At 53.6% G+C, this 24,407-nt stretch carries 24 protein-coding genes and 3 tRNA genes; 8 read left to right on the top strand and 19 right to left on the bottom strand.

The window, feature by feature from the left end; all coding sequences use genetic code 11:
- The 4 genes from VLV32_11635 to VLV32_11620 all read right to left on the bottom strand — a co-directional run.
- A partial coding sequence (locus VLV32_11635; protein HUL42535.1) for a TCP-1/cpn60 chaperonin family protein occupies positions 1-288 on the bottom strand: 288 nt, incomplete at its 3' end.
- 25 nt (positions 289-313) lie between these two features.
- Positions 314-604 carry a co-chaperone GroES gene (locus VLV32_11630; protein ID HUL42534.1) on the bottom strand — a complete coding sequence of 97 codons (291 nt, stop codon included), beginning with the start codon at positions 602-604 and terminating at the stop codon, positions 314-316.
- 175 nt (positions 605-779) lie between these two features.
- Positions 780-1,259: a putative molybdenum carrier protein gene (locus VLV32_11625; protein ID HUL42533.1), complete on the bottom strand. Its 480-nt coding sequence runs from the start codon at positions 1,257-1,259 to the stop codon at positions 780-782.
- A gap of 16 nt (positions 1,260-1,275) precedes the next feature.
- Positions 1,276-1,746 carry a YbhB/YbcL family Raf kinase inhibitor-like protein gene (locus VLV32_11620; protein HUL42532.1) on the bottom strand — a complete coding sequence of 157 codons (471 nt, stop codon included), beginning with the start codon at positions 1,744-1,746 and terminating at the stop codon, positions 1,276-1,278.
- Between the two features lie 997 nt (positions 1,747-2,743).
- Here VLV32_11620 and VLV32_11615 point away from each other — a divergent pair.
- Entirely contained in the window at positions 2,744-3,028 is a 285-nt protein-coding gene (locus VLV32_11615) for an EF-hand domain-containing protein (GenBank protein ID HUL42531.1), read from the top strand.
- 216 nt (positions 3,029-3,244) lie between these two features.
- On the opposite strand, the gene VLV32_11610 is transcribed toward VLV32_11615, so the two are convergent.
- The 3 genes from VLV32_11610 to pal all read right to left on the bottom strand — a co-directional run bounded on the left by VLV32_11610 (position 3,245) and on the right by pal (position 5,937).
- Positions 3,245-4,798 (bottom strand): malonyl-CoA synthase, encoded by a 1,554-nt coding sequence (locus VLV32_11610; protein ID HUL42530.1) that lies wholly within the window; start codon positions 4,796-4,798, stop codon positions 3,245-3,247.
- 4 nt (positions 4,799-4,802) lie between these two features.
- Positions 4,803-5,057 carry a hypothetical protein gene (locus VLV32_11605; protein ID HUL42529.1) on the bottom strand — a complete coding sequence of 85 codons (255 nt, stop codon included), beginning with the start codon at positions 5,055-5,057 and terminating at the stop codon, positions 4,803-4,805.
- A 340-nt stretch (positions 5,058-5,397) separates the two neighbouring features.
- Entirely contained in the window at positions 5,398-5,937 is a 540-nt protein-coding gene (gene pal / locus VLV32_11600; GenBank protein ID HUL42528.1) for a peptidoglycan-associated lipoprotein Pal, read from the bottom strand.
- 174 nt (positions 5,938-6,111) lie between these two features.
- Between pal and VLV32_11595 the strand changes: the two genes are divergently transcribed.
- The 3 genes from VLV32_11595 to VLV32_11585 all read left to right on the top strand — a co-directional run bounded on the left by VLV32_11595 (position 6,112) and on the right by VLV32_11585 (position 8,014).
- Positions 6,112-6,660, top strand: a complete 549-nt coding sequence (locus tag VLV32_11595; protein HUL42527.1) for a MarR family winged helix-turn-helix transcriptional regulator — start codon at positions 6,112-6,114, stop codon at positions 6,658-6,660.
- An 84-nt stretch (positions 6,661-6,744) separates the two neighbouring features.
- On the top strand, positions 6,745-7,704 hold the full coding sequence (locus VLV32_11590; protein ID HUL42526.1) for a DnaJ C-terminal domain-containing protein: 960 nt from the start codon (positions 6,745-6,747) through the stop codon (positions 7,702-7,704).
- Positions 7,688-8,014 carry a chaperone modulator CbpM gene (locus VLV32_11585; GenBank protein ID HUL42525.1) on the top strand — a complete coding sequence of 109 codons (327 nt, stop codon included), beginning with the start codon at positions 7,688-7,690 and terminating at the stop codon, positions 8,012-8,014. The genes VLV32_11590 and VLV32_11585 overlap by 17 nt, the downstream gene beginning before the upstream one ends.
- Positions 8,015-8,166: 152 nt before the next feature.
- Here the strand turns inward: VLV32_11585 and VLV32_11580 are convergent, their stop codons facing one another.
- The 10 genes from VLV32_11580 to gltX form a co-directional block, all read right to left on the bottom strand.
- Positions 8,167-8,763, bottom strand: coding sequence for a histidine phosphatase family protein (locus VLV32_11580; GenBank protein ID HUL42524.1), 597 nt, complete (start codon positions 8,761-8,763; stop codon positions 8,167-8,169).
- A 766-nt stretch (positions 8,764-9,529) separates the two neighbouring features.
- Positions 9,530-10,093 carry a CDP-alcohol phosphatidyltransferase family protein gene (locus VLV32_11575; GenBank protein HUL42523.1) on the bottom strand — a complete coding sequence of 188 codons (564 nt, stop codon included), beginning with the start codon at positions 10,091-10,093 and terminating at the stop codon, positions 9,530-9,532.
- Between the two features lie 3 nt (positions 10,094-10,096).
- The gene (locus VLV32_11570; protein HUL42522.1) at positions 10,097-10,672 is read right to left on the bottom strand and encodes a CDP-archaeol synthase; all 576 of its coding nucleotides are present in this window, start codon (positions 10,670-10,672) and stop codon (positions 10,097-10,099) included.
- Positions 10,673-10,786: 114 nt separating this feature from the next.
- Positions 10,787-13,216, bottom strand: coding sequence for a thioester reductase domain-containing protein (locus tag VLV32_11565; protein ID HUL42521.1), 2,430 nt, complete (start codon positions 13,214-13,216; stop codon positions 10,787-10,789).
- Between the two features lie 589 nt (positions 13,217-13,805).
- Positions 13,806-15,581, bottom strand: a complete 1,776-nt coding sequence (locus tag VLV32_11560) for a class I poly(R)-hydroxyalkanoic acid synthase (GenBank protein HUL42520.1) — start codon at positions 15,579-15,581, stop codon at positions 13,806-13,808.
- 128 nt (positions 15,582-15,709) lie between these two features.
- Positions 15,710-16,144 carry a phasin family protein gene (locus tag VLV32_11555; GenBank protein HUL42519.1) on the bottom strand — a complete coding sequence of 145 codons (435 nt, stop codon included), beginning with the start codon at positions 16,142-16,144 and terminating at the stop codon, positions 15,710-15,712.
- 151 nt (positions 16,145-16,295) lie between these two features.
- Positions 16,296-17,243 carry an alpha/beta hydrolase gene (locus tag VLV32_11550; protein ID HUL42518.1) on the bottom strand — a complete coding sequence of 316 codons (948 nt, stop codon included), beginning with the start codon at positions 17,241-17,243 and terminating at the stop codon, positions 16,296-16,298.
- A gap of 315 nt (positions 17,244-17,558) precedes the next feature.
- Positions 17,559-17,634, bottom strand: a tRNA-Glu gene (locus VLV32_11545).
- Positions 17,635-17,654: 20 nt separating this feature from the next.
- A tRNA-Ala gene (locus VLV32_11540) sits at positions 17,655-17,730 on the bottom strand.
- 58 nt (positions 17,731-17,788) lie between these two features.
- Positions 17,789-19,180, bottom strand: coding sequence for a glutamate--tRNA ligase (gene gltX, locus VLV32_11535; protein ID HUL42517.1), 1,392 nt, complete (start codon positions 19,178-19,180; stop codon positions 17,789-17,791).
- A gap of 210 nt (positions 19,181-19,390) precedes the next feature.
- Between gltX and VLV32_11530 the strand changes: the two genes are divergently transcribed.
- The 4 genes from VLV32_11530 (at position 19,391) to VLV32_11515 (ending at position 22,757) form a co-directional block, all read left to right on the top strand.
- Positions 19,391-20,365, top strand: a complete 975-nt coding sequence (locus VLV32_11530) for an alkaline phosphatase family protein (GenBank protein ID HUL42516.1) — start codon at positions 19,391-19,393, stop codon at positions 20,363-20,365.
- 118 nt (positions 20,366-20,483) lie between these two features.
- A tRNA-Val gene (locus tag VLV32_11525) sits at positions 20,484-20,558 on the top strand.
- Positions 20,559-21,090: 532 nt separating this feature from the next.
- Positions 21,091-21,780, top strand: coding sequence for a PEP-CTERM sorting domain-containing protein (locus VLV32_11520; GenBank protein ID HUL42515.1), 690 nt, complete (start codon positions 21,091-21,093; stop codon positions 21,778-21,780).
- A gap of 308 nt (positions 21,781-22,088) precedes the next feature.
- Positions 22,089-22,757, top strand: coding sequence for a hypothetical protein (locus VLV32_11515; protein HUL42514.1), 669 nt, complete (start codon positions 22,089-22,091; stop codon positions 22,755-22,757).
- Positions 22,758-23,798: 1,041 nt separating this feature from the next.
- Here the strand turns inward: VLV32_11515 and VLV32_11510 are convergent.
- Complete coding sequence (locus VLV32_11510) at positions 23,799-24,032, bottom strand: HGGxSTG domain-containing protein (GenBank protein ID HUL42513.1); 234 nt, start codon at positions 24,030-24,032, stop codon at positions 23,799-23,801.
- Positions 24,029-24,407 (bottom strand): hypothetical protein (locus VLV32_11505; GenBank protein ID HUL42512.1); only part of this gene is annotated, 379 nt, incomplete at its 5' end. The genes VLV32_11510 and VLV32_11505, both read right to left, overlap by 4 nt.

Here is a 24,407-nt window from a genome sequence, read left to right as displayed (position 1 = left end):
CGCCAGCACCGTCGCCGTGGTGGTGCCATCCCCCGCCACATCCGAGGTCTTCGACGCCACTTCCTTCACCATCTGCGCACCCATGTTCTCAAACTTGTCCTTAAGCTCAATTTCCTTCGCCACCGATACACCATCCTTGGTCACGGTCGGCGCACCAAAGGAACGCTCTAAAACCACATTGCGACCCTTCGGCCCCAATGTCACCTTCACCGCATCCGCCAATATGTTCACCCCGGCAAATATCTTGGCACGCGCGGCTTCACTAAATTTCACATCTTTAGCTGCCATTTTGCTCTCCTAACAATCGATCCAATTAAGCTTCCACAACGCCCATGACGTCTTCTTCTTTCATCACGAGCAGTTCTTCACCCTTGACTTTCACCGTTTGCCCGGAATATTTTCCGAACAGCACCTTGTCCCCTATCTTGACGTCCAGGCCCCGAACCTTGCCGTCTTCAAGTATTTTGCCCTTGCCGACTGCAATGACTTCACCCTGATCGGGTTTCTCCGCCGCAGTGTCAGGAATGACAATGCCAGACGCGGTTTTCCGTTCTTCTTCCAGCCGCTTGACGATAATGCGGTCGTGTAAAGGACGAATTTTCATGGCTTCTTACTCCTCACTTAATTTAAAGTTGACATGACAATAGTAGCAACCGGTTAGCAAGGCTGCTAACTTTTAACGATATAAGTCCGATTCATGCAGTTTCAAGAGGCTAAATCATGACCTAAACGATTTTGCCGATTTATGACTTCCATTATCAGCATATTAGAATGCAAACTTAATTATTTACATCAATATCGCACCCGATGTCACGGCGGTCAATTGCGAAAACACTGTCTAACACGAATGTCACGAAGCGTCCAATGTCCGGCTCTTTGGACGCTCGCGAACCGGCTACATTCAGCACCTTAATTGGATATTTCTTCAAAAACTCACGAACAAGGCGCACCGCATCGAGTTCGGGATAGAGGTGCAAACACGGTTTACCATGCTTAATGCAAAACGCCTGCGCCAGCTTTGAACCGCCCGTCAATTGTGGAGCGATGGTAAAAATTAGCGTCGCGTCGCTGTCGCGCGCGTTCCATTCCGTGCGCTCAATGTAATTCGCGGTAGGCGTTTCCGAAAGTTGATAACGGCTGGCTATTCTGCCAGTTTCAGCCAACCTCCCCGCCGGGCACCAACCACCATGCGGCACACCACGCCTTATTGCCCAGTTCAATGCGGCTTGATCTGCACCCGTTTGGCCGCCAGAAACAATTTTGGGCGTTTTCTTTTTAATGCTGATAAGTGCCGATTAACTCTGCCCGCGCCAGTATATGCCCTGTTATCGCTTTTTCGAGCGCCGCCTTAGTCGGTGTGCCCAAATCAGGGATGACGCTGTCGAGCGCATATAGCTTGTGAAAATACCGATGGCGTCCAATTGGAGGACAGGGCCCCCCGTAACCGGTCCGCTTCCAGTCATTTAAACCCTGTAACGTACCCGAAGGTAGATTTTTTTTCGAAACCGCCTCCGGCAATCCTGTCGTGGTGGGGGGAATATTGTAAAGGACCCAATGCACCCAGGTCAGCTTTGGTGCAGCGGGGTCTGGAGCATCGGGATCATCTACGACTAAAGCTAGACTCTTTGTTCCGGCGGGCAATCCGGTCCACATCAGCGGTGGGGAAATATCCTCACCATCGCAAGTGTAACGTCTCGGTATGGCTCCGTTATTTGGGAAGGATGCGGATGTCAAGGTCATAGTCATTATGACGTCCTCCATACTGATGCCTAGTGAATTGCTATCTGCTGCGCCTGGCGCGAACGGTGCCAAACCCACGAACATCGCCGCAATTCCTACACTTGCGCGAATGAATGCTCTGGTAGACATACGGGCAATGCTAATTGTAAGGCGCCGCATTCCCCACGAAAAGCGCGGTCTTCGCAAAATACGCTGCGAGTTGTTGCGCTTCGTGTGTCGGTTGACTCGAGCTCAAGTGGGCCTCGCTATTTTTCAAATATATTATAGTCTGGAATGCTCGGCACCCATAGGCGGATACTTTTTTCACAAACCCGTGTAATTTCCGCGCCTATGTCCTGCGGCGCGCTTGATTCAGCGCGATCTTGTTGCCCAACCGCTCTGTTAGCGGCGCGAGCGCAATATATAACTTATCCAATATGACGAGCCTTTGAGCGGTGTAATCGTCGTGTGCGGGCATCCCCGCATATATTTAATCTCGACCGCCCAACCAGAACGCCCTACGCCATCAGTCCGTTGGTGACACAAAGCTTGCCAATAGCAAAGGACTTGCAATTAAGTGTTAGAATCAGACCTTTGGGGAGATTTTATGAATCCCGTCAGGAAACTATCAAGTATCGCCCTGGCTACCGCGGCTGCCGCCTTGTTTGTCGCGGGTTGCGCCCAGCATGATACCCGCTACGCGGCTACGGGTCAGGTAAAGTGCACTGGTGTAAACGCCTGCAAAGGTCTGAGCGAATGCAAGACTGCAAGCAATGACTGCAAGGGAAAGAATAGCTGCAAAGGAGAGGGTTTCTTATACATGGATCCTTACTCATGCTGGAAGGCTCAAAACGAAGCTAGAGCCTACAGATGAGTAATGAATACCGAGTCAGCGCGACTAAGGTCCGAATCTATTTGCCGTATAGGCAAACAGGTTTATAATGTGGCGGGTTTATGGCGCCGTGGGCAGGCGGTGAAGTATTGTCGCATGGCAATAGCGGGTAATATTTTTTAGGAGATAACAATGTTAAAATCAATTGGAATTGCGCTTTTAACCGCGATGACGCTGGCTTTCTTTGCTCAGCCCGCGCTGTCGGCGCAAGAAGATATTCAGAAACTGTGGCTGTCGAGCGGCTATGCCCATCCTGGCAAAGGCATGCGCACCATGAAGATGATGCACATGATGGATACAAATAAAGACGGCAAAGTCAGCAAAGAAGAGTTCATGCACTACTACGAGATGGTATGGGACAAGATGGATCCGGAACATCTCGGTGAAATAAGCGTAAACAAGTGGATCGGTCAATAATGCCAGGGTCGCGTATGGTTTCCCGATAGAAAGGCCCTATCAAAAAAATAATTGCATCTAGGACTTCATTCGCGGACCGGCCGGCAGGCCGGTTTTTTTTGATACAAATTCCCGCATCGGGCTTCCCGGCTTTAAGTTAAGCGACCCATAGCTGGCGTCGGTCAGCAGATCGGCTCGGATTTCTCCTGCGCTGTATGCCCTGCCTCTGCTCTCCATTCAGGATTCTTTGACAATATTACTTTGTTCGTACAATGTTGAGTAAGTTTTGCGCAGTAGATTCTTCTGCACCTTGCCCATGACGTTGCGTGGCAGTTCATCGACAAAAAGCACTCGCTTGGGGTGTTTATAGCGGGCCAGTCGCTGCTCTAAACCTGTGAGCACCTGTTTTTCGTCGATCGTGGCTCCTTTTGCCTTCGCCACCACTGCAGTGACGCCCTCTCCAAAATCAGGATGCGGCACGCCAATCACCGCGCTTTCCATCACACCCGCCAGCGCGTCGATTTCGACCTCAACTTCCTTTGGGTAGACGTTAAAGCCGCCAGTGATGATCATATCCTTAGCGCGACCCACCAGATGCACATAGTTGTTCGCGTCGATTTTGCCCAGGTCGCCCGTAACGAAGAAGCCGTCGGCGCGGAACTCCGCTACAGTTTTCTCCGGATTGCGCCAATAACCTTTGAAAACATTTGGTCCTCGTACCTCAAGCACCCCGACGGAATCCGGATTCGACAGATGCTTACCGGTTTCTGGATCCGCCACGCGGATCTCAACTCCCGGGACTGCGAAGCCCACTGTGCCCGCCATCCGTTTTCCGTCGTAGGGGTTGGAGGTATTCACCAGTGTTTCGGTCATGGCGTAACGCTCGAGAATGCAATGGCCCGTTTTGGCTTCGAATTGACTGTGTGTCTCTGCCAACAGTGGTGCGGAGCCCGAGATGAACAAGCGCATATGTGCCGTAGCTTTCCTGTCAAGATCGGAATGTTGCAGCAACCGCGTGTAAAACGTCGGTACACCCATCAAGACGGTAGCTCGCGTCATTAGGCGCATAATTTCGTTAACTTCGAATTTCGGTAAAAATAGCATGCGCCCACCGGCTGCAAAGAGGGGGTTGCAAGCTATAAATAGGCCGTGAACATGGAAAATCGGCAGAGCATGCAGCAGCACGTCGGCTTTTGTAATTCGCCACGCTTTCACCAACGCCGCGGCGTTGGACGCGAGATTGCGCCGAGTAATCATGGCCCCCTTAGAGCGGCCGGTCGTACCCGAAGTGTAGAGCAGTGCAATTGCCTCATCCGGACTACCGGCAAATCGAGGAAAGTCCGTGCTGTCGCGCGCTGAAGCCAAATCCGTCAGTGTTCCCTCGCCGGCGCAGCCTAATGTTTCGACATGCGCTACACCTTTCTTCTGCGCGATAGGCGCCAAAGTTAATTTGTCTTGCGGGCGATAAATGACGACCCTTGGCTCGGCATCGCCCAAAAAGTACTCGAGCTCTGGTATCGTGAATGCCGGATTAAGTGGCACAAACACCGCGCCGAGTCGCCAGCATGCAACACAAAGCATAAGTGCTTCGGGCGACTTATCAACCTGCGCCACCACGCGGTCTCCGGCAACCACACCGCGCAGTGTGAGCGCGCTGGCAATACGGCCCGAAGTATCCGCCAAATCCTGATAGGTATAGGTTTTACCGTCGGGCGTCTCAATGAACACACGCCCCGGCTCGGTATCGAGGACGGCGTCAAGCCACGCGACTGGATCAATAGTGGACGGCATTGCGTTAAAAAGATTGGATTTGTCTTGCCTTGTGCATTTGTACCGGCTTGACCAGCAGGTTGTCAAACTGGTCGACCCAGAATCTAACGGCGAATATTTTAGTCGCAAGCTGTTTGGGATTCGATTGCTGCAGTAAGTTCGCAAAGGTCATGATATGAACCAGGGCGATTGCGGGAACACTCAGTACGGCGAAATAGTATGCGGTACCCCAATGTGCGCGATCGATCTGCTCCGCAAACGCCCCGATGTCTGCGTACATTAAATCCGAAATGGCAATAATTAAATATCCAGACGACCGACACGGCTACAGGCAATTCAGTATGGATCACTCACAGTGTGGCGAGTGCAAGGCAAACCGCGGTTAAATCGACCTAGGCGGTGTGGATCGCAAACAGTCACGATAATTCTGCCGGAACCCGGTCGAGCGCGCGCTATTAGAGCACGATTATGCACCCCGGATGCCAACTTGGATTCCGGATACCAACGCTCCGCTGGAGGACTGATAAAGAATACGCTCCGGCCTGCGGGCACACGCGTGACCAGAAATCATTTTAAGAAGTACGCCGGAAAATTAACTGCAGCCTAATACCCTTCTTCTATCATTCTCCCTGGTACACGATGTCGCTACGACGGTTCTGCGCCCAGCAGCTTTCATTATGCTCCGTGCATTTGGGTTTTTCCTTGCCGAAGCTCACCGTCTGAATTTGACTTGTGGCGGCACCCAGGACGACCATCGCTTTCTTTACGCCGTCGGCACGCCGTTGTCCGAGCGCCAAATTGTATTCGCGGCTCCCGCGCTCGTCACAATTCCCCTGGATGGTAACCCGCGCGCTAGGATGTTCGACCAGATAAGCGGCATGCGCTTTGACCAGCGGCATATACTCCTCGCTAATGGTGGCTTTGTCGAAATCATAGTAAATACTGCGTTTTGAAAGAATGTTGTTCGGATTCGTGAGCGGATTCGCCGCGATCGGTTGCGCCGGCGTTACTTTTGATGCCGTGGATTCGGCGGGTTGCTGGCTTGGTTGTTGCGCGGCAGGTCGCTCCTCTACTGGGGCCTTCGACGTTTCCTTCGCCGATTCGCTGGCGCAGCCAACCAGTAACGATATCAGCATGGCGCCAAATAAAACTCTTTTCATAAAGGACTCCTTATTAGGGGTTGCGTTGATAATAAAGTCGTTCGTGGACCCGGAAAAAAATATATTGGTATGCTAATATATAGTTTACCTATAGGCATTACACGCATTAGATATCAGTTTGCGTGAAAGTTCAAGTCGCTAAATCACGACAATTTATCGGTTGAGGTAATTGGCATGCGCCGAAAGAGAAAACCTAAACGGCCCGCGCCCGGAAACGGAAAGCGCAGCAAGTTAAAAAATGTTGGCGAAAAGCAGGAACAGCTTGCTTCGCAAGTATTGAAAAAGTTCCGACAGGTTCTAAAATCGACAAAGAAATATTTCCAGAAGGTGGACGAACGCTGTGGGCTAAGCGGTGCTCAACTTTGGGTTTTGTGGGAGCTTGGCCAAATGCCGGGAATGCGAATCTCAGATCTGGCGACATCCCTAGCGATCAAGCAGCCGAGCGCCACTAATCTGGTCGACAAATTGGAAGAACGCGAATTAATCAGGCGAGAGCGCAATGGCTCCGACCGTCGGGTAGTCCGCCTTTACTTGACAAGGCGCGCGGATAAGCTCATCGCCCGCGCTCCAACCCCAGCCCAGGGGCTGCTGCCGGACGCGTTGTCTCGCATACCCGGAAAGACGCTGCGCGACCTGGATACAAATTTGTCGCTTTTGCTCAAAGTTATGAAGCCCCGCGACCAATCCGCTGCCATGATGCCGCTTTCGGATTTGTTATCCTGAGTTGGCTCGCATATAAACCGGGTCTGAAAAATTTGGCCGCTCGATTATTGGTAATTACCTTTCCGCTTTCGTCCGGGTGAGCACATGAAATACAAGGACTACTACAGCATTCTGGGAGTTAATAGGGACGCCAGCGCAGCGGAGATTAAAAAAGCCTACCGTAAGCTCGCGCATAAGTATCACCCCGACGTATCCAAGGAACCTAATGCCGAAGAAAAATTCAAGGAAGTCGGGGAAGCATATGAAACTCTCAAAGATCCCGAGAAGCGTTCCGCCTATGACCAACTGGGCCGTTACCAGCCCGGGCAGGACTTCCAGCCGCCGCCCGACTGGGCAAAACAGTTTGGCGATATGCAGTTCACATTCGAGGATATCGACCTCGCCGATCTGCTGGCCGGCCTTGCCGGCGGCGGCCGACATCGCGCGGGCCGCGGCAGCAAATTCCCGATGTCCGGCCAGGACTACGAAGTCACGGTGCACATTACCCTGGAGGAGGCATATCGCGGCACCGATGTGGATCTTAGCCTCAGTGTACCCGAGTATGATGAACGCGGCTTCCTGCATCGGGTACCGCGAGCGTTCAAGGCACGCATTCCGAAGGGTGCAACCGACGGACAACGGTTGCGGCTTCCGGGAAAAGGCGGCAAGGGCTTTAACGGTGGGCGCGACGGCGACCTATACCTCACTATTGCGCTGCATCCGCATCCGTTGTTTCGCGTGAACGGTCACGACTTGTACATCGATTTGCCCCTGGCACCGTGGGAAGCCGTGCTGGGCGCAAGCATTGAGGTGCCCACACTGGGCGGACCGATTCGCCTCAAGGTCAAACCGGGAACTCGCGCTGGACAACATTTACGTCTCTTGGGACGCGGACTGCCCAAACCGCGCACAGGACAAGGCGATCTATTCGCAATCGTGCAAATTGCGGTACCTACCGTAGCGAGCGAGCGCGAGCGGGCCCTCTACAAGCAGCTTGCAGACAGCTCGACGTTCGAGCCGCGTGGCCACTTCGAGGAGGGGGTGAAAAATGAAAGCCGAACCTAATGAAATGCTGTGGTTAAACGAACAAGGCGAATTCTCGCTTCCAGAGTTTGCCCAGCTCTCGGGTCTGTCAGAAGAAGAACTGCGCGAACTTGTGGACTACGGAGCGCTTGAGCCGGCTAATCCGCGAGCGGAACAGTGGACCTTCAGCGCGGAGCGAGTGATAACTGTGCGGACCGCATGCCGTCTGCGCAACGATTTCGGCTTAGATATGCAAGGACTTGCATTGATCCTTAACTACCTCGATCGCATTCACGAACTCGAAGCGCAGTTGCAGAATCTGCGCGCGCGCCTGCCGCGTTGGTTGCGCTAAGCGGCGTCATCACGTTGGATCGATTTGGGCGAAAATGAAGCAAGAATTCTTAAGCGCGCGAAATAATGAATTTGCGCCGCGCGGAAATATGTGCCGCCCGGATTAATGCGATTTCTCGTTGACCGTTGTACGTGAACACGCTGAGGCCCCGTTCATCTGCCCACATGTCGAGTATCGTTCCATAGTCCGATTACCTGCTGAAGCCTGCTGTGTTCATAACTCAGCGCGCTCAAGCTGGCCGTGTCAAGCAGGAAATTCCGGCCGCCCGCCGGCTCGAGGCCAAGCCAACGCGCGGCAAGCACGCGCAGGAAATGCGCACTCGAAAAAAGCAAGACGTTACCGTGCACCGCACGCACTCGGGTTATGACGCGATCAGCCCGCGCGCCCACTTGAGTCGGCAATTCACCTCCGGGGCAACCGTCTCGGAATAGCTGCCAATCCGGGCGCTCCGCTAAAATTTCGGTCGTGCGGCGACCTTCATACTTTCCGTAATTCCACTCTGTTAGATCGCGATCGATTTCGGCTGCTGCTCCGAAACCGGCCAGCTCGCAGGTTCGAGTCGCCCGTTGCAAGGGGCTGGTATACACTTTGGCAAAAGTGACCCCCGTCAGCCGGCCGGCAAGCGCACGGGCATTGCGCTCACCTCGTTCGGTAAGTGGTAGATCAGTGAGCCCCGTATGCCGTCCGCTCACAGTCCAAGCGGTTTCACCGTGGCGGGCTAGATAAATGATAGGAAACGCGTCAATCATAAACTTCCTCCTGGCGAAATGATGGACCTTGCAGCTCAACCCAAGCAATATACAGGCGTTCCTGAGCTTAGCGACCTGTATGTCGACGGGCCAGCACGTTAGGCCGGCATACCTGTTTGCTGCTACGGCGCCAGGAAGTCCTCAAGCACCAGATTTTTAGAGCGAATTTGTGAACTGCGTCATAGACAGACGCAAGTGATAAAGGCAATCTGCTGATAGCTGGCGCGTCCTCCTCCGATCGCCGGCTCTCTGAAGCGGCGCCCGGGCTGATCGCAGCGGACGCCGCTTTTTCTTAGGTACATCCCGAATGGATAGGTTTTGATAGCGCCGCAAGCTCGCGTCCCGAGGCGTGGCTGGCGAATGTCCCGAAATATTAACGTTATCGCCGCACCTGCGCCACGAATCATTTTTCAAACCGTGCGAAAAATGGATGTCTGCACCGAAGTAATTCTGGTCGGATAGATACGTGCCCTCGGCGCTAGTCTAAGCGATTTGCGATGGAAAAAACCAAATGCTTAGGTTATCGCTGCTCCTCCACCGCTTTTGAGACATCTGCCACCGCCAGGCGGCTATCAAGTACAAAATCGCCCTAAATATTGTCGCTTGGCCACCGGTTTCGAATGCCGCCTCCATGACATGCCGATCAGATCCGATTTTTGCGGACGAGCAGGCGCGACCCTTGACCGTTCTCCGTAGCCAACGCCAGATCGCGGCGCACCCATCCGAAAACTTTCACGGAGCCTGGAAACATAGCCTCGTGATGGGTTCACCTCGCCCTACGAAGCACATGATCGAGCGATGGCACGTTTGCTTGCCAAGTAGGCAGCACAGCCGTGATTGCGACCTCCTCGATTTCGGCGAGCAGGATGAACAACGTCGCAATGCGGAATGCAAACGTAGGGCCGCCCGCAAATATCACGACGATACTCGCTCCGAGTACGTAGGCGGCTACTGTCGCGAGCCGCGTATGGTAGCTCGTAAGTTGCCCATACTTGATGAATCCAAAAGCAATCGGGATGAGATAGCTCGCGGCAACGATGATCAGATACACTATTTCGCCCCGTACAAATTCGGGACGCAACCAGCATGCACACGGCAACAAAGCTACATAAGTCAGGAGGTCTCCCCAGCTGTCGAGTTTCGCTCCCAATTCTGTGACCTGCCCGAGCCGGCGAGCAATTGTGCCATCCGCGACGTCGGAAACGAGGGAAAATATTAAACAAATCAGAAAAGCCTCGGACGCGCCGCGCCAGGCAAAAACGAGCACTACCGGCACGAGCAGGATCCTGATGGCTGAAATGATATTGGCGATGCTCACCTGCTCACCCACAGGCTAGCCGATACGGCTCTTCAATCCTAAGAACACCATAGCTGTCGCCATTAACGGATGAATCAAAAGCGTTGCCGCCACCAGCAGCATAACCACTCCAAGCGGCGGAACCCAAATTAGACATATCATCGCAAGTACACCCAAGAGGCTATCAAGCTGGTCGAAGGCCCAAAAAACAAATCTGAGCGAACCCGGTGCTGTTTCGCCGGGTGGAATATCGAGCTGCCGTTTAGCAAAACTGTTTGGGAGTTCACCCAACAGATAGCCGATCCCCATTAGCATGCCCCATTGAACCGGATTGATCTGCTGGTAATCGATGAGCAAAAGCCAGCTAAACCGGCGTGATACGTACGCTTGAATAAGCGTGAACACGGTCGTCGCGAAAGTCATAATTATTACCCCCCGCAGCGTCTTATTGGCGCCGAAAACCCGCTTACCACGCAAAGTTGCATTGAAATCCAGCGGAATTTGCGCAAGGCCCGGAAACCAGTTGAGTTTAATTATAGCGATGTGCACTGCCCCGCCTAATACGACCGGCAATACAAGCCACAAGACCTGGACGATCAGCTGCGCTGTCATTTGAACGTGGTACGCAGTACGTAACACGCGTCGTTGTCACGCGGCCACGCTCGCGTTGGCGAGGCCGGACCTTGCGCGTTTTCCTTTCCGCAGTCCAGGACGAACAACATGCGCTCACAAGCGGGGACTCGTGCCAAAGCCGTATATGTCATAGAGCTCCTTCCATGTGCGCAGAACCCGTGGCAGGAAGGTCTGGCACCGAAATTTATGTATCACCGTGTACATCGGCAGACGGTTTATGAAAAGGTCCCATAGGGCGAGCTGAAACCCGAGCTTCCACTGGGCAGGATCGATTGAAGAGCCGGTTGCTCGTTCAAGCTCAATACGGTGCAGATCTACGTACCGGCGAGCACCAGCACGCGCTCCATCGCTGGGGGGCAGCACGAAACAAAGCAGTTCAGCTAAATCGTGCTGAGGGGCGCCGAGGGTAGCAAAATCCCAGTCATAGGCGCACATCTGCGGACCGGACGAAGATCTCCTGAATGCGATATTGCGTGGGTTAAAATCGTTGTGTATGAGGGTTTGGGGCTGGGACTCCATTAGCGGCCACCAGGTTTCGATCGTGTCGAGTAGCGTCTGCTGTATCGACGAAACGTCATCCCCGATCCACTCGACGAAATACACACGCGCGTGTTGTGCCAGCGCTTCCCAAAGCTCGCGCAAAGATTGCATACGCTCTAACGAATAGGTTGGGCCAAGCCATGGTTGCCGCGCAAGTGTGCCCGTGCATCCGTACCAGATTCCGTGCAGTTGCGCGATGCCGTGAACTGCTGCTTCAATGTGCTCCGCGCGCCATACGCTCGTGTCCTCGGCCGAATCCATGAGGTCGACATCGAGAAGCCTCTCCAGCACAAGAATCGAGCGCTGCGGTATCAGCGCCCTAACCGTCCCATAGCAAATTGGCGCGTGACGCGCGAAACGTCGGTCGCACTGGTTATAAATGGCGCATTCGCGATCCTCGTTTCCATCAAACCCTGGCATTTGTGCCGTTCCGGTGTAGGCCCGGCCGAGTCGCCTGCTGCACAATGCCGCGACCCTGCTAACCGTCGCCCTAACCTCTTCCGCCTTAGGTTTGATCTTGACGACGAGTTCGAAGGTGCGCGACGGACGCCTCGGAACGCCAACAGTAACGCTGTAGCTCCTCAGCCCGATGTGCGCGCCGAACTTCGAAGACACCAGCGCCGTCATGATACCGTGGTCGAAGGATTGATGTCGCGCTTCGATGTGCTGCACTCTTATTGCATCATCACCAAGTGCGTTGCGCAATATCGGCTCGAAAAACTCTCCGCCCAACCCATCCGGGTTTTTCGGCACGATACTGCGCTGCGGAGGGTAAGGAAGATAACCGCGTTGGGCTAGGGAGCAAACGTAGTCTTCCATAAGGTGCGCATCCAGCGCCGGGCAAGGCAGTCGAATTTGGGCAAGCGCGCACTGCGTGTCCTCGGCTCGCGGCTTGCTCGTTCGATTGTTCGCGTAGATCTGCAACAAGGCGAGCTGATCCAGGTCCGCAAGGCGTCTAAAAAAGAAGGCTCGCACAGGCCACAGCGGATGCGATGAGTTGCGCATCGCGACAGTCAGTTCTTCCAGCCAGGAGTCATATGAAATTAATTGCACGTCATAGCCAAAAAGGTTCAACCAAAGCACCAGTTCACGCCAACTGCGCGGCTTCGGATTCACTAAATGGAAAATCTTCAACGCTCGACTTTTGATTTGTGACAGGCCGACGATGGCTGAAGCCACATGGTCGACCGGACAATAGTCCATTTCCAAATCCAGGTCGGGCGCGCTGCCCATCTGAATGCAGCCACAAAGCATCCGGGATAAAATGTCCGTACTATTTGCGATTCCGGACCGGCTGCTTCCGGTAATAAGGGATGGCCTGAAGATGGTCACGGGAAGCCCGCGCTCGTTGGCCTGACGACTCAACCGTTCCGCAACGCATTTGCTTCGCGCGTATCCCATATGTATTCCGCTGAGGAATGGGAACGTGTCCTCCGTTTCGGATATGCGAGCTGGTCCGGTCGTCGTATAACATACAGTAGCGCTTGAAATCAGGTGGAACGGCTTGCCTTTGACGCGACAGGCCAGCCTCAGTAATTCCCGAGTAGCATGCACGTTGACCCTGCGCAGAGCTTCGTATGATGCCGTCCAACTCACGTTTGCGGCGCAATGATAAATGGCGTCCGTTGAGCCGCAGAGCTCATCGAACGCCGCCCCACTTAGACCCAGAAAAGGTTGGCTGACGTCCCCGAGAATAAATCGAACTCGCTCCTCGGGCACTTCGTCCAGAATTCGGAATTCAGCAAGAGTCCGGTGCAGATGCGCCCGAGCCTCGAGTTCACTCCCGTCACGTACCAGGCAGTTGGCGAACACACTGTTATTTCTCATAAGGGCTGCCAACAGGTGTGCTCCCAGGAAGCCCGTTACGCCGGTCAGCAGGACTGACCGGTTTTCTTCGTCGGGAGTCACCGCCGCAGGTTGAATGTCATCCGCCAATATGCTGTCGGCCGACATCAACGCAGCGTGAACCGCCGATTCCGCCATCCGAACACTCCCTTTTGTCGCATGCTTTCAACTGTCCGGCAAATCACGAACTAGTCTAACCGAAATTTTATCTGCCCCGGGCCAATATCGGATCTCACTTGTCCGTACCGGTACGCCCCGGTATCGAGCGCATTTGCACCGCCACAGCCCTTCTTGCGCGCTGGACTCTCCGGACGGACTTCTTCGTGATACCTCGACGCGGTATCCGCTCGCTCGTTGGCCGGTAACGACCGCGTACGGGTAGCTATGATTTGGCTGGATGGGCGAACGCCTCACGTAAATTGGCTTCGAGATGGCGTTGCACGCTTTGAAGCACAATCTAGATTATCGGTGCTAACCGGAAGCTAACTTTCGTTGGCCCGGGGTAACAGGTACAGCTCGATATTACGGATTCACTTGCAGTTGCGCACCTACTTGAGTTCATTGCGCTTTTCCGCGAGATCCTCGGGCTTCGAATGGAAAACCGCAGCGATTTCCCTTTGGAGTGGGGGCTTAAACGCGCGACGGCGCGAGCGAGAGAGTAAGTACCCGGTCGCCGCTCATCTCGATGCGTTTACCCGTTGAGTAATAGCCGTCAGCATTTAGCAATTCATGTTTCATGTACGTACGTGCCAGGCGCCGCACAAAGTTTCGGGTAGCTTGAGTTTCCTAGATGAGGTGGTGCGCGCATTGGTCCGCAATGCTTGCTAAGCCATTTGACCCAGTCCGGCCACCAGGACCCGTTCCGCTTCAGCTGCCGTTCGCGCCATGCTTTGGCTTCAACCCGCGGCCCTGCGCTGCCTGCCCAATATTCGCGCTTTGAAGGCTGCACCGGGGGATTGATGATGCCGAGGATATGACCCGAATTCGATAGCGCGTAACGCACCGGTCCTCGCACGAGCCGTACTGTGAAAAAGGTTCCTCGCCAAGGCGCGATGTGGTCCTCATGCGCCCCTACAGCATATAGCGGTTGTTCTACTAGAGAAAAGTTGATTGGGCGACCGCCGAGCGTGACGCCATTTTTTTCTGCCAATTTATTCTTGAGATAAAACTCCCGCAGGTAGAAGCGATGCATCGCTTCCGGCATCCGTGTGTGATCCGCATTCCAGAACAGCACGTCGAAAGCGGCCAGGCTTTCACCGTACAGGTAGCGGTGTACGAAATAATGCCAGATCAGCCTGTTGGGGCGAAGCATGCGAAACGCGCTGGCGAGTTCCGGACCACCTAGGTAGCCCTTTTCGGCCATAATGCTCTCCACCGCCGAAATTGCCTCCTCGCTCAGGAACGCTTCGATTTCCCCGGGCCTGGAAAAATCCACGAGAGACGCTAACAGCGTCCAGTGGGCAACAGGGATTTTGTCGCGATGCCCTGCATATTCCTTATTAAGCCAAGCCATAAGCGCCGCGAGCACCGTGCCCCCGATGCAGTAACCGACCGCATGGACTCGGGGCGCTTTAGTGATTGAACGGGCGGCCTCAACCGCTGCGAGCGCGCCCTTGAGCATGTAATCGTCAAAGGTAATGTGAGAAAGTTCGGCAGTTGGATTTTTCCAACTGGTTACGAAAACGGTGAAGCCCTGATTAACCAAGTAGCGCACCAAGCTTTTCTCGGGTGTCAGATCGAGAATGTAATACTTGTTGATCCAAGGCGCGATAATCACGATTGGCAGCGCATGAACCCGAGCCCGAGCAGGAGCGTACTGGATCAATTCCAGAAGTTCATTACGGAAGACCACTGCACCCGGGCTAGTGGCCAGATTCCTTCCAACCTTAAATGCCGTGCTATCCACCATTTGAAGGTCGCCCGCCTTTAAGTCATCACCCCAATTTTCAATGCCTTTCACTACGGTCTTGCCCCCACTTTCTAAGAGCTTTTTTAGGGCCACTGGATTGCTCAAGAGAAAATTGCTGGGGGCGATCGCATTAAACCATTGCCGCACCCAAAAGGCCGCGGTACGGCGTTCCTTCTTGGAGACACCCGGCGTGTCGTAGACAGTCTGCTCGAGCCAGCGGGTGTAAAGAAGATACAACTGGACCATCATGGAAATGGCAGGATACTGGTGCCACTCGGGATCCGTGAACCGCGCATCTTCACTGGCAACGGGGACCCATGCCTCACGCTCCAATCCGACCGTTTGATTCCACGAGTGGAATATCAGACCCTGCAGCCCACTGCAAAGCTTGATTGCCGCTTCCGTGAATTCGCGCGGATTTTCCAGCCACGCCCGGCGAATCTTCGCAAACGATTTTCCGATGCCGAAGGGATCCAGGGCGTTAACAATCACAGCCCCGGCTTCGTCTAAAACATCAGCCGATGCAAGGCGGATTTTCGAGGGAGTCTTGTTGGAGGGAGTTGACAAATCGGGCGAAGGCAGCCTTAAGCACATGCGAGACGCCAGATTCTACGCGCGAAGTCTATGCGACGCAAAGAGTCTGTCTACAAATCCGAAATGATGAGCGCGTGATCGCTTGCGCCCAAGGGAACAATCAAAACACCATTATTTGCGGCGCAAGACTATGCGGACCGCTTTGCTTGGCTGGGGCTTTTTGTGGCCTTAGCTACTTTTGTGCTATCTTCAATCGCGTATTTGGCCAGATCTTCAAAATCCTTAATCACTTTCTTATTCATTGCAATCGTTTGCTCTTCCATCAGGCGAGCCATCTCTTCCTGGATTTTTGAGACCTGAGTGAAGTAGTTGCGGGTAATCTGTTGAGCCTTCTCGGCATTCGTTTGATAAAGGCCTTGCCAATACGCGGCCGAAGCGGCAGTCGCCGGCTTGCTCCACAGGGATTGCAGATGCTCGTTATTGCTGTTGAGTATCTCTTTCACGGCCTCCATCTGTGCTTTGATCAGGCGTTCTGTCAGCTCCGCACTGACGGCTGCAAACTTCTGTGCAGCGTTTAGATTGGTCTTTCCGATAACGTTTAAATGTTCGAACTGGGATAACATGTGAATCTCCTTCATTTGATAAGCCTTGCCAGCGGGGCACAACAAACTTTTTACCAATTAAATTATCCCACACAAGAAACCGGAGATTACTTGATCTAGATCAAAGAGACGGCTCTTGGCCAACCCGGATGCAGCACACAGGGAAAGCGGATTATCCTTCCCTAATGAAATCACGCACGACACGAATCTGGTCCTTACTCATTAGCCACGGCGCGTGCCCTATTCCCGAAAATTCGACGACTTTAGCGCCCGGGCCGCGTTCCTGCATCCGGCGGACCGTACTTGCAAGCAGGAAATCCGACTCCGCTCCGCGGAGGACCAATGTCGGGCATTTAACTGCATCCCAAACTGGCCACAGATCAACGCCAAACATAAAGTCGTTACCAAATTCAATTCCAGTGTTTTTGTTGTCGCGCAGCGCGCCGACGATTCCGGGATCGTAAGCCAGTGCATAACGCCCATCCTCAAGGCGGCGTGATCCGTAACGGGCGACATGGCGCCACTGGCGATCCTCGAGCGGACCAAAAGTGGCGCAGGCATTTCTCAGGTACTGCTCCACCTCGTTAATATCGGCAAACCTTGCATGGAGGGCAGCATAAACGTTTTTGAGCCGCAGAAGCGCCGGCCACGGAATCAAGGGGCCGATGTCGTTCAGCACAAGACGGCGTATCGGGGAATTCGGTTTTGCCGCGAGCATCATTCCGAGCAGACCACCCATCGAGGTGCCTATCCAATCGATCTGATGGGCGCCTGTTATTCCCAGTATGCGTCGCATGAAAGTGCTAACGCTTCCATCCCGGGGCGCCGCTGTAACTCGGGCGAAAAGCGCGGCTGCATCGGAGAGGTAAAGCGAAAAACCGTAATCCTCCATGTTTTCCAGCCATTCGCTGCTGCCACGGCCCACTGTATCCATTGCCACCACGCGGCAGCCAGTTAATGACACCGCCAGCGCGTCGAAATCGCGGCTATTGCGGGCAAAGCCATGAGCGCACACTACAACATGACGCGAATTAAGGCTGCCCCATTCAGCGTAGGCCACTTGATGGAACCCGTGAGGACCCAGGCTGGGAAATTTGTGTAGACGAGGTTTAATAAACATTAGCTACTGGCACGCCGAACATCTCATACAACGCCGGCCCGCGAATCGGCTGATACCTTTCCGACTGCTCGGGGAGCCGCAGTGAAAGTAAAGTATGCAACGTCCTGGCCGTCGAGATGAGACTTAGCGAAATCGAAAAACACTCGAAAAGTTGTTTGCCACTAATAATCGTAGGCTGGCGCTATGTGATTTAGCCGGTGGTCGGATGGTCTGCAGCGCGTGCGGGGTTTCTGCGCAGGACGAAGAGCGTTACTCAATAATCTGCTCCGATTTGTACTACGGGTCGGAAGTATTTTACGGCCGACCCAGCAAACGTGGCGTCCCCAACGAGATTCGAACTCGTGTTACCGCCGTGAAAGGGCGATGTCCTAGGCCTCTAGACGATGGGGACTCGTGAAAATCTCTCGAATCTGGTGGAGGTAAGCGGGATCGAACCGCTGACCTCTTGCATGCCATGCAAGCGCTCTCCCAGCTGAGCTATACCCCCATCGAAGGTTGCGAATTATACTGGAACGCATAGTTCGTTGCAAAAGAAACGCCCTCGTTTACGCAGGATAAGCCGACATTTGCGACTGCATTCGCCGCAGCACTTCTTCTTTGCCGAGGAGTTCGAGCGTCGCGTCGATGCTTGGCGTTTGCGTGCCGCCGGTAACCATCAGGCGCAGCGGCATTGCGATTTTGGGAAACTTTAATTCGTACTGCGACGCGACCGCTTTCAACGCGTCATGAATGGCCGCTCTTTGCCACTGAATTTTTGCGAAGCTGCGCATGAGTTCATCAAGCGCCGGCCTGATATCGGCAGTGTAATGTTCTTTTTTCAATTCAGCAGGCGGCTCCACCTGTTGGTAAAAATAAACCGCCGCATCAGCCAACTCGTTAACCGTGTGCACTCGCTCCTTAAGCAGGTGCACGACGCCCGCAACACCCGGTCCGTTCGCCAGTGCGCAGCCGCGGCGCTCGAGCAAAGGCGAAGCCAATCGCGCTAGGTGCTCGTCATCCGATAGCTTGAGGTATTGCTGGTTCAGCCACAGCAGTTTTTCCGGATTGAACTGCGCAGGGGATTTGCTGATATGCGCGAGGTCGAACCAGTCTATAAACTGTTCCAGTGAAAAAACTTCCGCGTCGCCGTGCGACCAACCGAGTCGCGCCAGGTAATTGGTAAGCGCTTCCGGTAAATAACCGTCGTCACGGTACTGCGTGACATTCACTGCTCCGTGGCGCTTGGAAAGCCGCTCGCCGTCCGCGCCCGATATCATCGGCACGTGCGCGTATTGCGGGAGCGGTGCTCCCATTGCTTTTAGAATATTGACTTGGCGCGGAGTATTGTTCACATGGTCATCGCCGCGAATTACATGCGTAATTCCCATGTCCAGGTCGTCTACCACCACGCCGAAATTGTACGTCGGCACACCGTCCGCCCTGAGGAGCACGAGATCGTCGAGCTCGCTGTTCTGAACCGTTATGCGCCCCTTAACCAAATCGTCAAACCCGGTCTCACCGTCGAGCGGATTCTTGAAACGCACCACCGGTTTCACTCCAGCCGGTGGTGTGGTTTTAGAATCGCGCCAGCGCCCGTCGTAACGAGGCTTCTCGCCTCTCGCACGCTGTTTTTCACGCAGCGCGTCCAGCTCGTCCTTGCCGGCATAGCAGTAATAAGCTTTTCCCTGGTTCAATAACTGCTGTGCGACCTCGCGGTAGCGTGCAAGTCGTTGCATCTGGTAGAACGGGCCCTCGTCCCAATCGAGCTGGAGCCATTTCATCGCTTCAAAAATCGCCTGAATGGATTCATCGGTCGAGCGCTCCCGGTCGGTATCCTCAATTCGCAGCACAAACTTGCCGCCAAGCTTGCGCGCGTACGCCAGGGAAAACAGCGCGGTTCGCGCGCCGCCGATGTGCAGGTATCCGGTGGGACTGGGGGCAAAACGGGTTTTAATCATGGGATGTCATGTTGCGATAATGCATTTTACGCGAATCGCGCCCGAGTTCGCATGGAACTGACGGCGTAGAAACTTACGTAACCCGATGATGGGATGGATGCGCCGAAATCGGTATGTTAAAATTTGCATCACTATCCAGGCGCAATCGCAAAGCGCCGTTCGCAACCGCCGGGTCTTGCAATTGGCGCAGTCTTTGTTTAAGACCTATACATGCCAGCCAATCCTATTCAGCACGTGGTAATCATCGTCAAGGAGAATCACTGCTTCGACAATTATTTCGCCACCTTCCCCGGCGCGGATGGAATGACAATGCCGCGCTCGCCCAATCCGCCACCCAAGGATCCGAACCACAGTCATAGCGCTTGGCTCACCCGCAACACCCATGCCGTTCGTGCGCAATTTGTCGAACAGGATATTCCCGCCTATTTCGCCTATGCAAGGCAATTCACCCTGTGTGATAACTATTTCACCGACGTTGCGGGGCCATCCACTCCTAACCACCTGATGTTGGTCACTGCGGATTCGCCCATCATCGGCAATCCTCCGAATTATCGGGGCGGCAGCAAACAGCCTTTGTTCAAGCTTCCGTCTTTGCCGGAGAATCTGGAACACGCCACGCTTACCTGGGGAAATTATGGCGGTTACGTGTTTGACTACATTGATGGACTGGCCGGCCGCAACAAACATACGTCAGAACAGTTCAAGCAGGATGCGCTCGCGGGCAAGCTGCCGACAGTCTCCTGGGTGTACGCGCCGCACGACGCGAGCGAACATCCGCCCGACCCACAGGATAAAGGCAAACCGTTGGTGGGCAATGTCACACACGGGATGCAGTGGACCGTAGACCAGGTAAATGCAATTGTCAAAGGCGGTCTGTGGCCCAAGACTGCGGTCTTCATTACCTGGGACGATTGGGGCGGCTGGTTCGACCATGTCGACCCACCTCAGGTTGAAAAATGGACTGACGGCACGCAGTTCCGCTACGGTTCGCGCGTGCCTTGCCTGGTACTCAGTCCGTATGCCAAGCGCGGATATGTCTCAAAACAGCTTCATTCGCATGTCGGCCTGCTCAAGCTCTGCGAAACAACGTTCGGATTGCCTGAACTGAATCATCGCACTGCGGCTGCCGATCCCATGTCTGATTGCTTCGATTTCTCCAAACCCGCCGGGCCGCCACCGGTTTGAGTTCAACACTAAAGCCGCAGGATTAAATTTATTGCCGATTAGTGTAATTGAGGTACAAACTGTTTTTTGCGCAAATTGAAACAGCCAAGCGCGGCATGCTAAGATTCTTGTCACAATGGGGTGGTTAGCTCAGCGGTAGAGCACTGCCTTCACACGGCAGGGGTCACTGGTTCGATCCCAGTATCACCCACCAACAAATCAATAGCTTATATTATCATACCTGTTTAGTACGGACGTTTTTACGGACTTTGTGGTACCTTCCGCCTGTTTCCCCTGGGTGCTAATACGACTGGATTTACCTACAGCACCCCATGACGCGCACGCACACCCGCGATTCAAGCGGGTGAGTTTGTCTAGTCTGAAGAGCCCTACACCTCCTTAACGAAATTGGGTATCTCCTAAGCGATGAGAATATAGACGCAATCATGAAACTACCTATTGGACCCGGTTAATTCTCTCGCTCTCGTGTTTCAACAACGAAACATTTTTCATGTTTTTATCATAATCTTTAGATGTCTAATTCCACTTTAATGTTTGATCAATGTGAACAACTGGCCAAATAAATATAGAGGGACTATTGCAATGTCCCCTACTCAAGAGCAAATTAAGCACTAAGCAAGCCGTGTAATCGTGATTGGCGATATGTCGTAAGGGGAGTATGTCTTACTTTACCGACCTAAAGCCTTGGGGGAAATGGCGAGCTTTCGGAGCGGGAGGAGAGTCCGATGAAACAGGAACGAAATATTATTTGGCGTGGTTCTTTCACATACGCTCTTAGTGTGTTGGCTGGAACTCTCGCATTTGCTGGCCCGGCCCCAGCATTGACTACCGATACTTTCGATGAGTTCGCAGCCGGAACGATAATCACGAATCAGTATCCGGGAGTATCTATTTCCTTATTTGATTCGGCCCCAATTGCGGGTCCAATAACTTACGCGCTTCAAGATACAAACGGCGTGCCACAATTCATTTTCGGTGCGTCCGGAAATGCCATCACCCCGGGCGACAACGTAGGGCAAATCAATCCACCTTTTTACGACATGCAATTTGCGTTTAGTCAACCGATCGATTATTTCTCGCTCATGGCCCTAGATGCGGAGGAATCGGTCAGTGCCACGGCGTATCTGGGCAATACCTTCGTGCAGTCGATTGACCAGGGCAACTTTATCGGCTTTCACTCTGCGAGTGTGTTCAATGGCCCCGTGTACTCGTTAGATCTCGGCTCGGTTGGGGGTTCGCTGCTCTTCGACCGGGTAGTAATTACTCTAGACCAGGGCGGAGGGCCGGAGGTATATGACAACCTGGTATTTGACTCCGTTAATGCTGTCCCTGAACCCGAAGTCTATGCGATGCTGGCGGCGGGCCTTGGCTTGCTTGGATTTGTGACACGGTACAGGAAAAAGAAAGCTGCCTAACTCGACTCAGCCGCACTCAGACGCACCCCGCTTCCGCGAGTTTATGTTGAAGTTGGATTGTTATGATCTCTCGTATTCTGTTCCGCCTATCAATCGCATGGTTCGCGGTATTGGCCTTGATTTGGGTTTGGGCTGTGAGTAGTGGAGGCCATCCAGAATTGTTCTCGTATTTCTTCATGAGTCTCCCGGCCATTGTGGGAATGGTTCTCGGCTGGGTATTTCTGCCACCCAAACGATAGCACCATAGCGCAGCTCCAATCCGTTAGAATCCTTAATACTTAAGCGGGACGTGGGGAATTGGCACGATCATGAAACTACCTATCGTAATGGTTCTTCTTGTTACGCTTTTCGGTGGTTGCGCCGCGCAGCAACAACAAAGGCAACGAGCAGAGTTCCAACACTCTATGGCTGCGCTGAATTCAGAATATCGGAATGCGCTAAACGCCGACCGTAAGCTAGATCCGATTCGAGACAAAATCAGTATCTATGACCCAAGGGACGCGACATTACAGATGCTCTCCCTCACAAGTACTCCTTCTGAGAACGAGAAACGGGCGATAGAAGAATGGCAGGGTGTGGCAAGCGCCATGCGGCCAAAGCTCATGAATCAAATCCAACAGTACGCGCCTTGGTCCGTCCCCATGTTCGACATGCGGTGGGCGGCCGGGTTAACTCTTCTGGCTGACTTGTACGCGGGAAAAATTACTTATGGTCAATACAATCGTCAGCGTTTAGAGATTACAACGAAATTTTTCCAAGCTTTACAAGAGCGTGAAGCGGAACTTCGACGGGAACAAGCGCAAATGGCGCAGACACAGGCGCAGACTGCGGCCCAGCAATCTATGGCCACTAGCGCGGCTTTCGCAGCCTACCAGAATTATCTTATGGGGCAGCAGCTCATCAATCAACAACTTCAGCCAGCTCGAATAGCACCATTCACTTGTACCAGATACGGGAATATCACGAATTGTTATTGATACAAGAACACTTGCAACCAGAGACGATTTATTTTTGAAGCGAATAACATTTCACGCTCCACGTTCAGTATTCAGCAGAAAGATTTGACCCCGACCCCTTCGAACAGGATACGCACCCTAGTTTCGGGGATGGCTGCTTTCGGCCAATAGCGGTCATTCGCGGGCATCATTCGATCACCCCGTAGGTGCGAGAGAATCTACAGCGCTACGCCATGGGTGAGGAGCGTCCGGATCATCAACGGCTAGTAAAAGTGCTGCATCTGCATCCGCTTCGTCATAAAGTCTCGAAGCGTCTGGAATTGAACCCAAGGCATCGTGGCATCCCCCTAGGACCGACGCGGCATGATAGCTGTCGGAGCGCTTCGAGTGGACTCGTCGCACCGCCTGAGCGCATAATGCGACCGGCAGCCCTGCACTTGGCGGAGGTAGGATGGTTCAGGCAACGATGAGACGAGCACTAGTCGCGGTTGCGCTTGCTGGCTTTTCTGCTGCGGCCTTTTCGGAACCGGTCTACTTGTCTTGCGTCATCGAGTCGGGGCCGGGCTTCGCACTCGGATCTCCTTTGACGTTCGTCTTCGACGAGAGTCGCAAGGAGATCCTGCTCGGGGACGGGTCGCCTGCGAAGTACGTCCTGGTCTCTCCCACGGAGATCTCGTTCTTGAATGACAGGTCGGTACCAATTTCGATAGATCGAATTAGCGGACGATTCAGAACCACGGTGGGTACGATGGGAGGCGAGGTTCCCGCGAATGGAAGTTGCATACTCACAAAAAGCAGGAAGTTCTAATACCTGACGCTCCCGCTGACATTGCGAGACTGCGAGACGCCTTGCGGTCCTTCGCCAACCGACGGCGCCGGACTTGGTGCATCATTCCCCCTAGGCAGATCTACCGGAAAGTCTAGTCTTGAATGACCGGTTTCGGTCGGAAGCGGACATTGAGTGCCGATATTGATTTCGGCCTCGTTCCGGCCAGTAGCGCCAGCTTTTGATTTCATACCGCGTGTGCGGAAGAGTGACCAGAATGAAGCTTCCCCACCCTGTTAAATTTCCCCTGACCCGCTCGGCCTCGCCAAGGGATTCCTTAATTCGTCCTTCTTGCATTCCCTCCATTTCTTTAGAGCTTCAACTATTCGTTGCTTGCCTTCCGGAGTTTTGGCCCCAGTGCTCATTCCACCGTGATACTTGCACCTATTACCACGCAGAAGCAGCTTGCACTGGCACGGCTGCCCTCGGCGGTTCCGAGCACCACATATCTTTGAATTGCTTTTGTTCATGCTTCGCCAAAAGCTTTCTTGTATTCGGCTACTTCTTCATTTGTGGGTAATAAGGGAACTACTGAATTTTCTCTACTAGACTCATTTCTTCTTTGCTCAACTCTATTCATCTCAGGCGCAGCTATAGCAACGCGAGATGGCTCAGCTATAGCTAAGCTATAAGGTTCATTCCTCTTCCTGTAGCGCACTTCAGCACCACGTTTTCCAGCTGCGGAGCGTTCGGCATGGTGACTGAGATATTTTGATTTCAGCTCAGCTAGCTCGGGGCATGTGAGCCTTCCATCACCATTAGCTTGAAAATGAGTAAGAACTCGATCTGTCAGAGCGCTGTTAACAACATCTAGAGACAGTCCTAGAAGCTTCGCCAATTCGGCT

This window comes from Burkholderiales bacterium, assembly GCA_035518095.1.
GTDB lineage: Bacteria > Pseudomonadota > Gammaproteobacteria > Burkholderiales > JAHFRG01 > JAHFRG01.
Note: the sequence above shows the minus strand (reverse complement) of the source record. Positions and strands in the feature narration are given on the sequence as shown.

Coding starts and splice junctions, on each gene's coding strand:
- VLV32_11630 (HUL42534.1), bottom strand. CDS start 604: ATGAAAATTCGTCCTTTACACGACCGCATTATCGTCAAGCGGCTGGAA.
- VLV32_11620 (HUL42532.1), bottom strand. CDS start 1,746: ATGACTATGACCTTGACATCCGCATCCTTCCCAAATAACGGAGCCATA.
- VLV32_11615 (HUL42531.1), top strand. CDS start 2,744: ATGTTAAAATCAATTGGAATTGCGCTTTTAACCGCGATGACGCTGGCT.
- VLV32_11610 (HUL42530.1), bottom strand. CDS start 4,798: ATGCCGTCCACTATTGATCCAGTCGCGTGGCTTGACGCCGTCCTCGAT.
- VLV32_11605 (HUL42529.1), bottom strand. CDS start 5,057: ATGTACGCAGACATCGGGGCGTTTGCGGAGCAGATCGATCGCGCACAT.
- pal (HUL42528.1), bottom strand. CDS start 5,937: ATGAAAAGAGTTTTATTTGGCGCCATGCTGATATCGTTACTGGTTGGC.
- VLV32_11595 (HUL42527.1), top strand. CDS start 6,112: ATGCGCCGAAAGAGAAAACCTAAACGGCCCGCGCCCGGAAACGGAAAG.
- VLV32_11590 (HUL42526.1), top strand. CDS start 6,745: ATGAAATACAAGGACTACTACAGCATTCTGGGAGTTAATAGGGACGCC.
- VLV32_11585 (HUL42525.1), top strand. CDS start 7,688: ATGAAAGCCGAACCTAATGAAATGCTGTGGTTAAACGAACAAGGCGAA.
- VLV32_11580 (HUL42524.1), bottom strand. CDS start 8,763: ATGATTGACGCGTTTCCTATCATTTATCTAGCCCGCCACGGTGAAACC.
- VLV32_11570 (HUL42522.1), bottom strand. CDS start 10,672: ATGACAGCGCAGCTGATCGTCCAGGTCTTGTGGCTTGTATTGCCGGTC.
- VLV32_11565 (HUL42521.1), bottom strand. CDS start 13,216: ATGGCGGAATCGGCGGTTCACGCTGCGTTGATGTCGGCCGACAGCATA.
- VLV32_11560 (HUL42520.1), bottom strand. CDS start 15,581: ATGTGCTTAAGGCTGCCTTCGCCCGATTTGTCAACTCCCTCCAACAAG.
- VLV32_11555 (HUL42519.1), bottom strand. CDS start 16,144: ATGTTATCCCAGTTCGAACATTTAAACGTTATCGGAAAGACCAATCTA.
- VLV32_11550 (HUL42518.1), bottom strand. CDS start 17,243: ATGTTTATTAAACCTCGTCTACACAAATTTCCCAGCCTGGGTCCTCAC.
- gltX (HUL42517.1), bottom strand. CDS start 19,180: ATGATTAAAACCCGTTTTGCCCCCAGTCCCACCGGATACCTGCACATC.
- VLV32_11530 (HUL42516.1), top strand. CDS start 19,391: ATGCCAGCCAATCCTATTCAGCACGTGGTAATCATCGTCAAGGAGAAT.
- VLV32_11520 (HUL42515.1), top strand. CDS start 21,091: ATGAAACAGGAACGAAATATTATTTGGCGTGGTTCTTTCACATACGCT.
- VLV32_11515 (HUL42514.1), top strand. CDS start 22,089: ATGAAACTACCTATCGTAATGGTTCTTCTTGTTACGCTTTTCGGTGGT.
- VLV32_11510 (HUL42513.1), bottom strand. CDS start 24,032: ATGAACAAAAGCAATTCAAAGATATGTGGTGCTCGGAACCGCCGAGGG.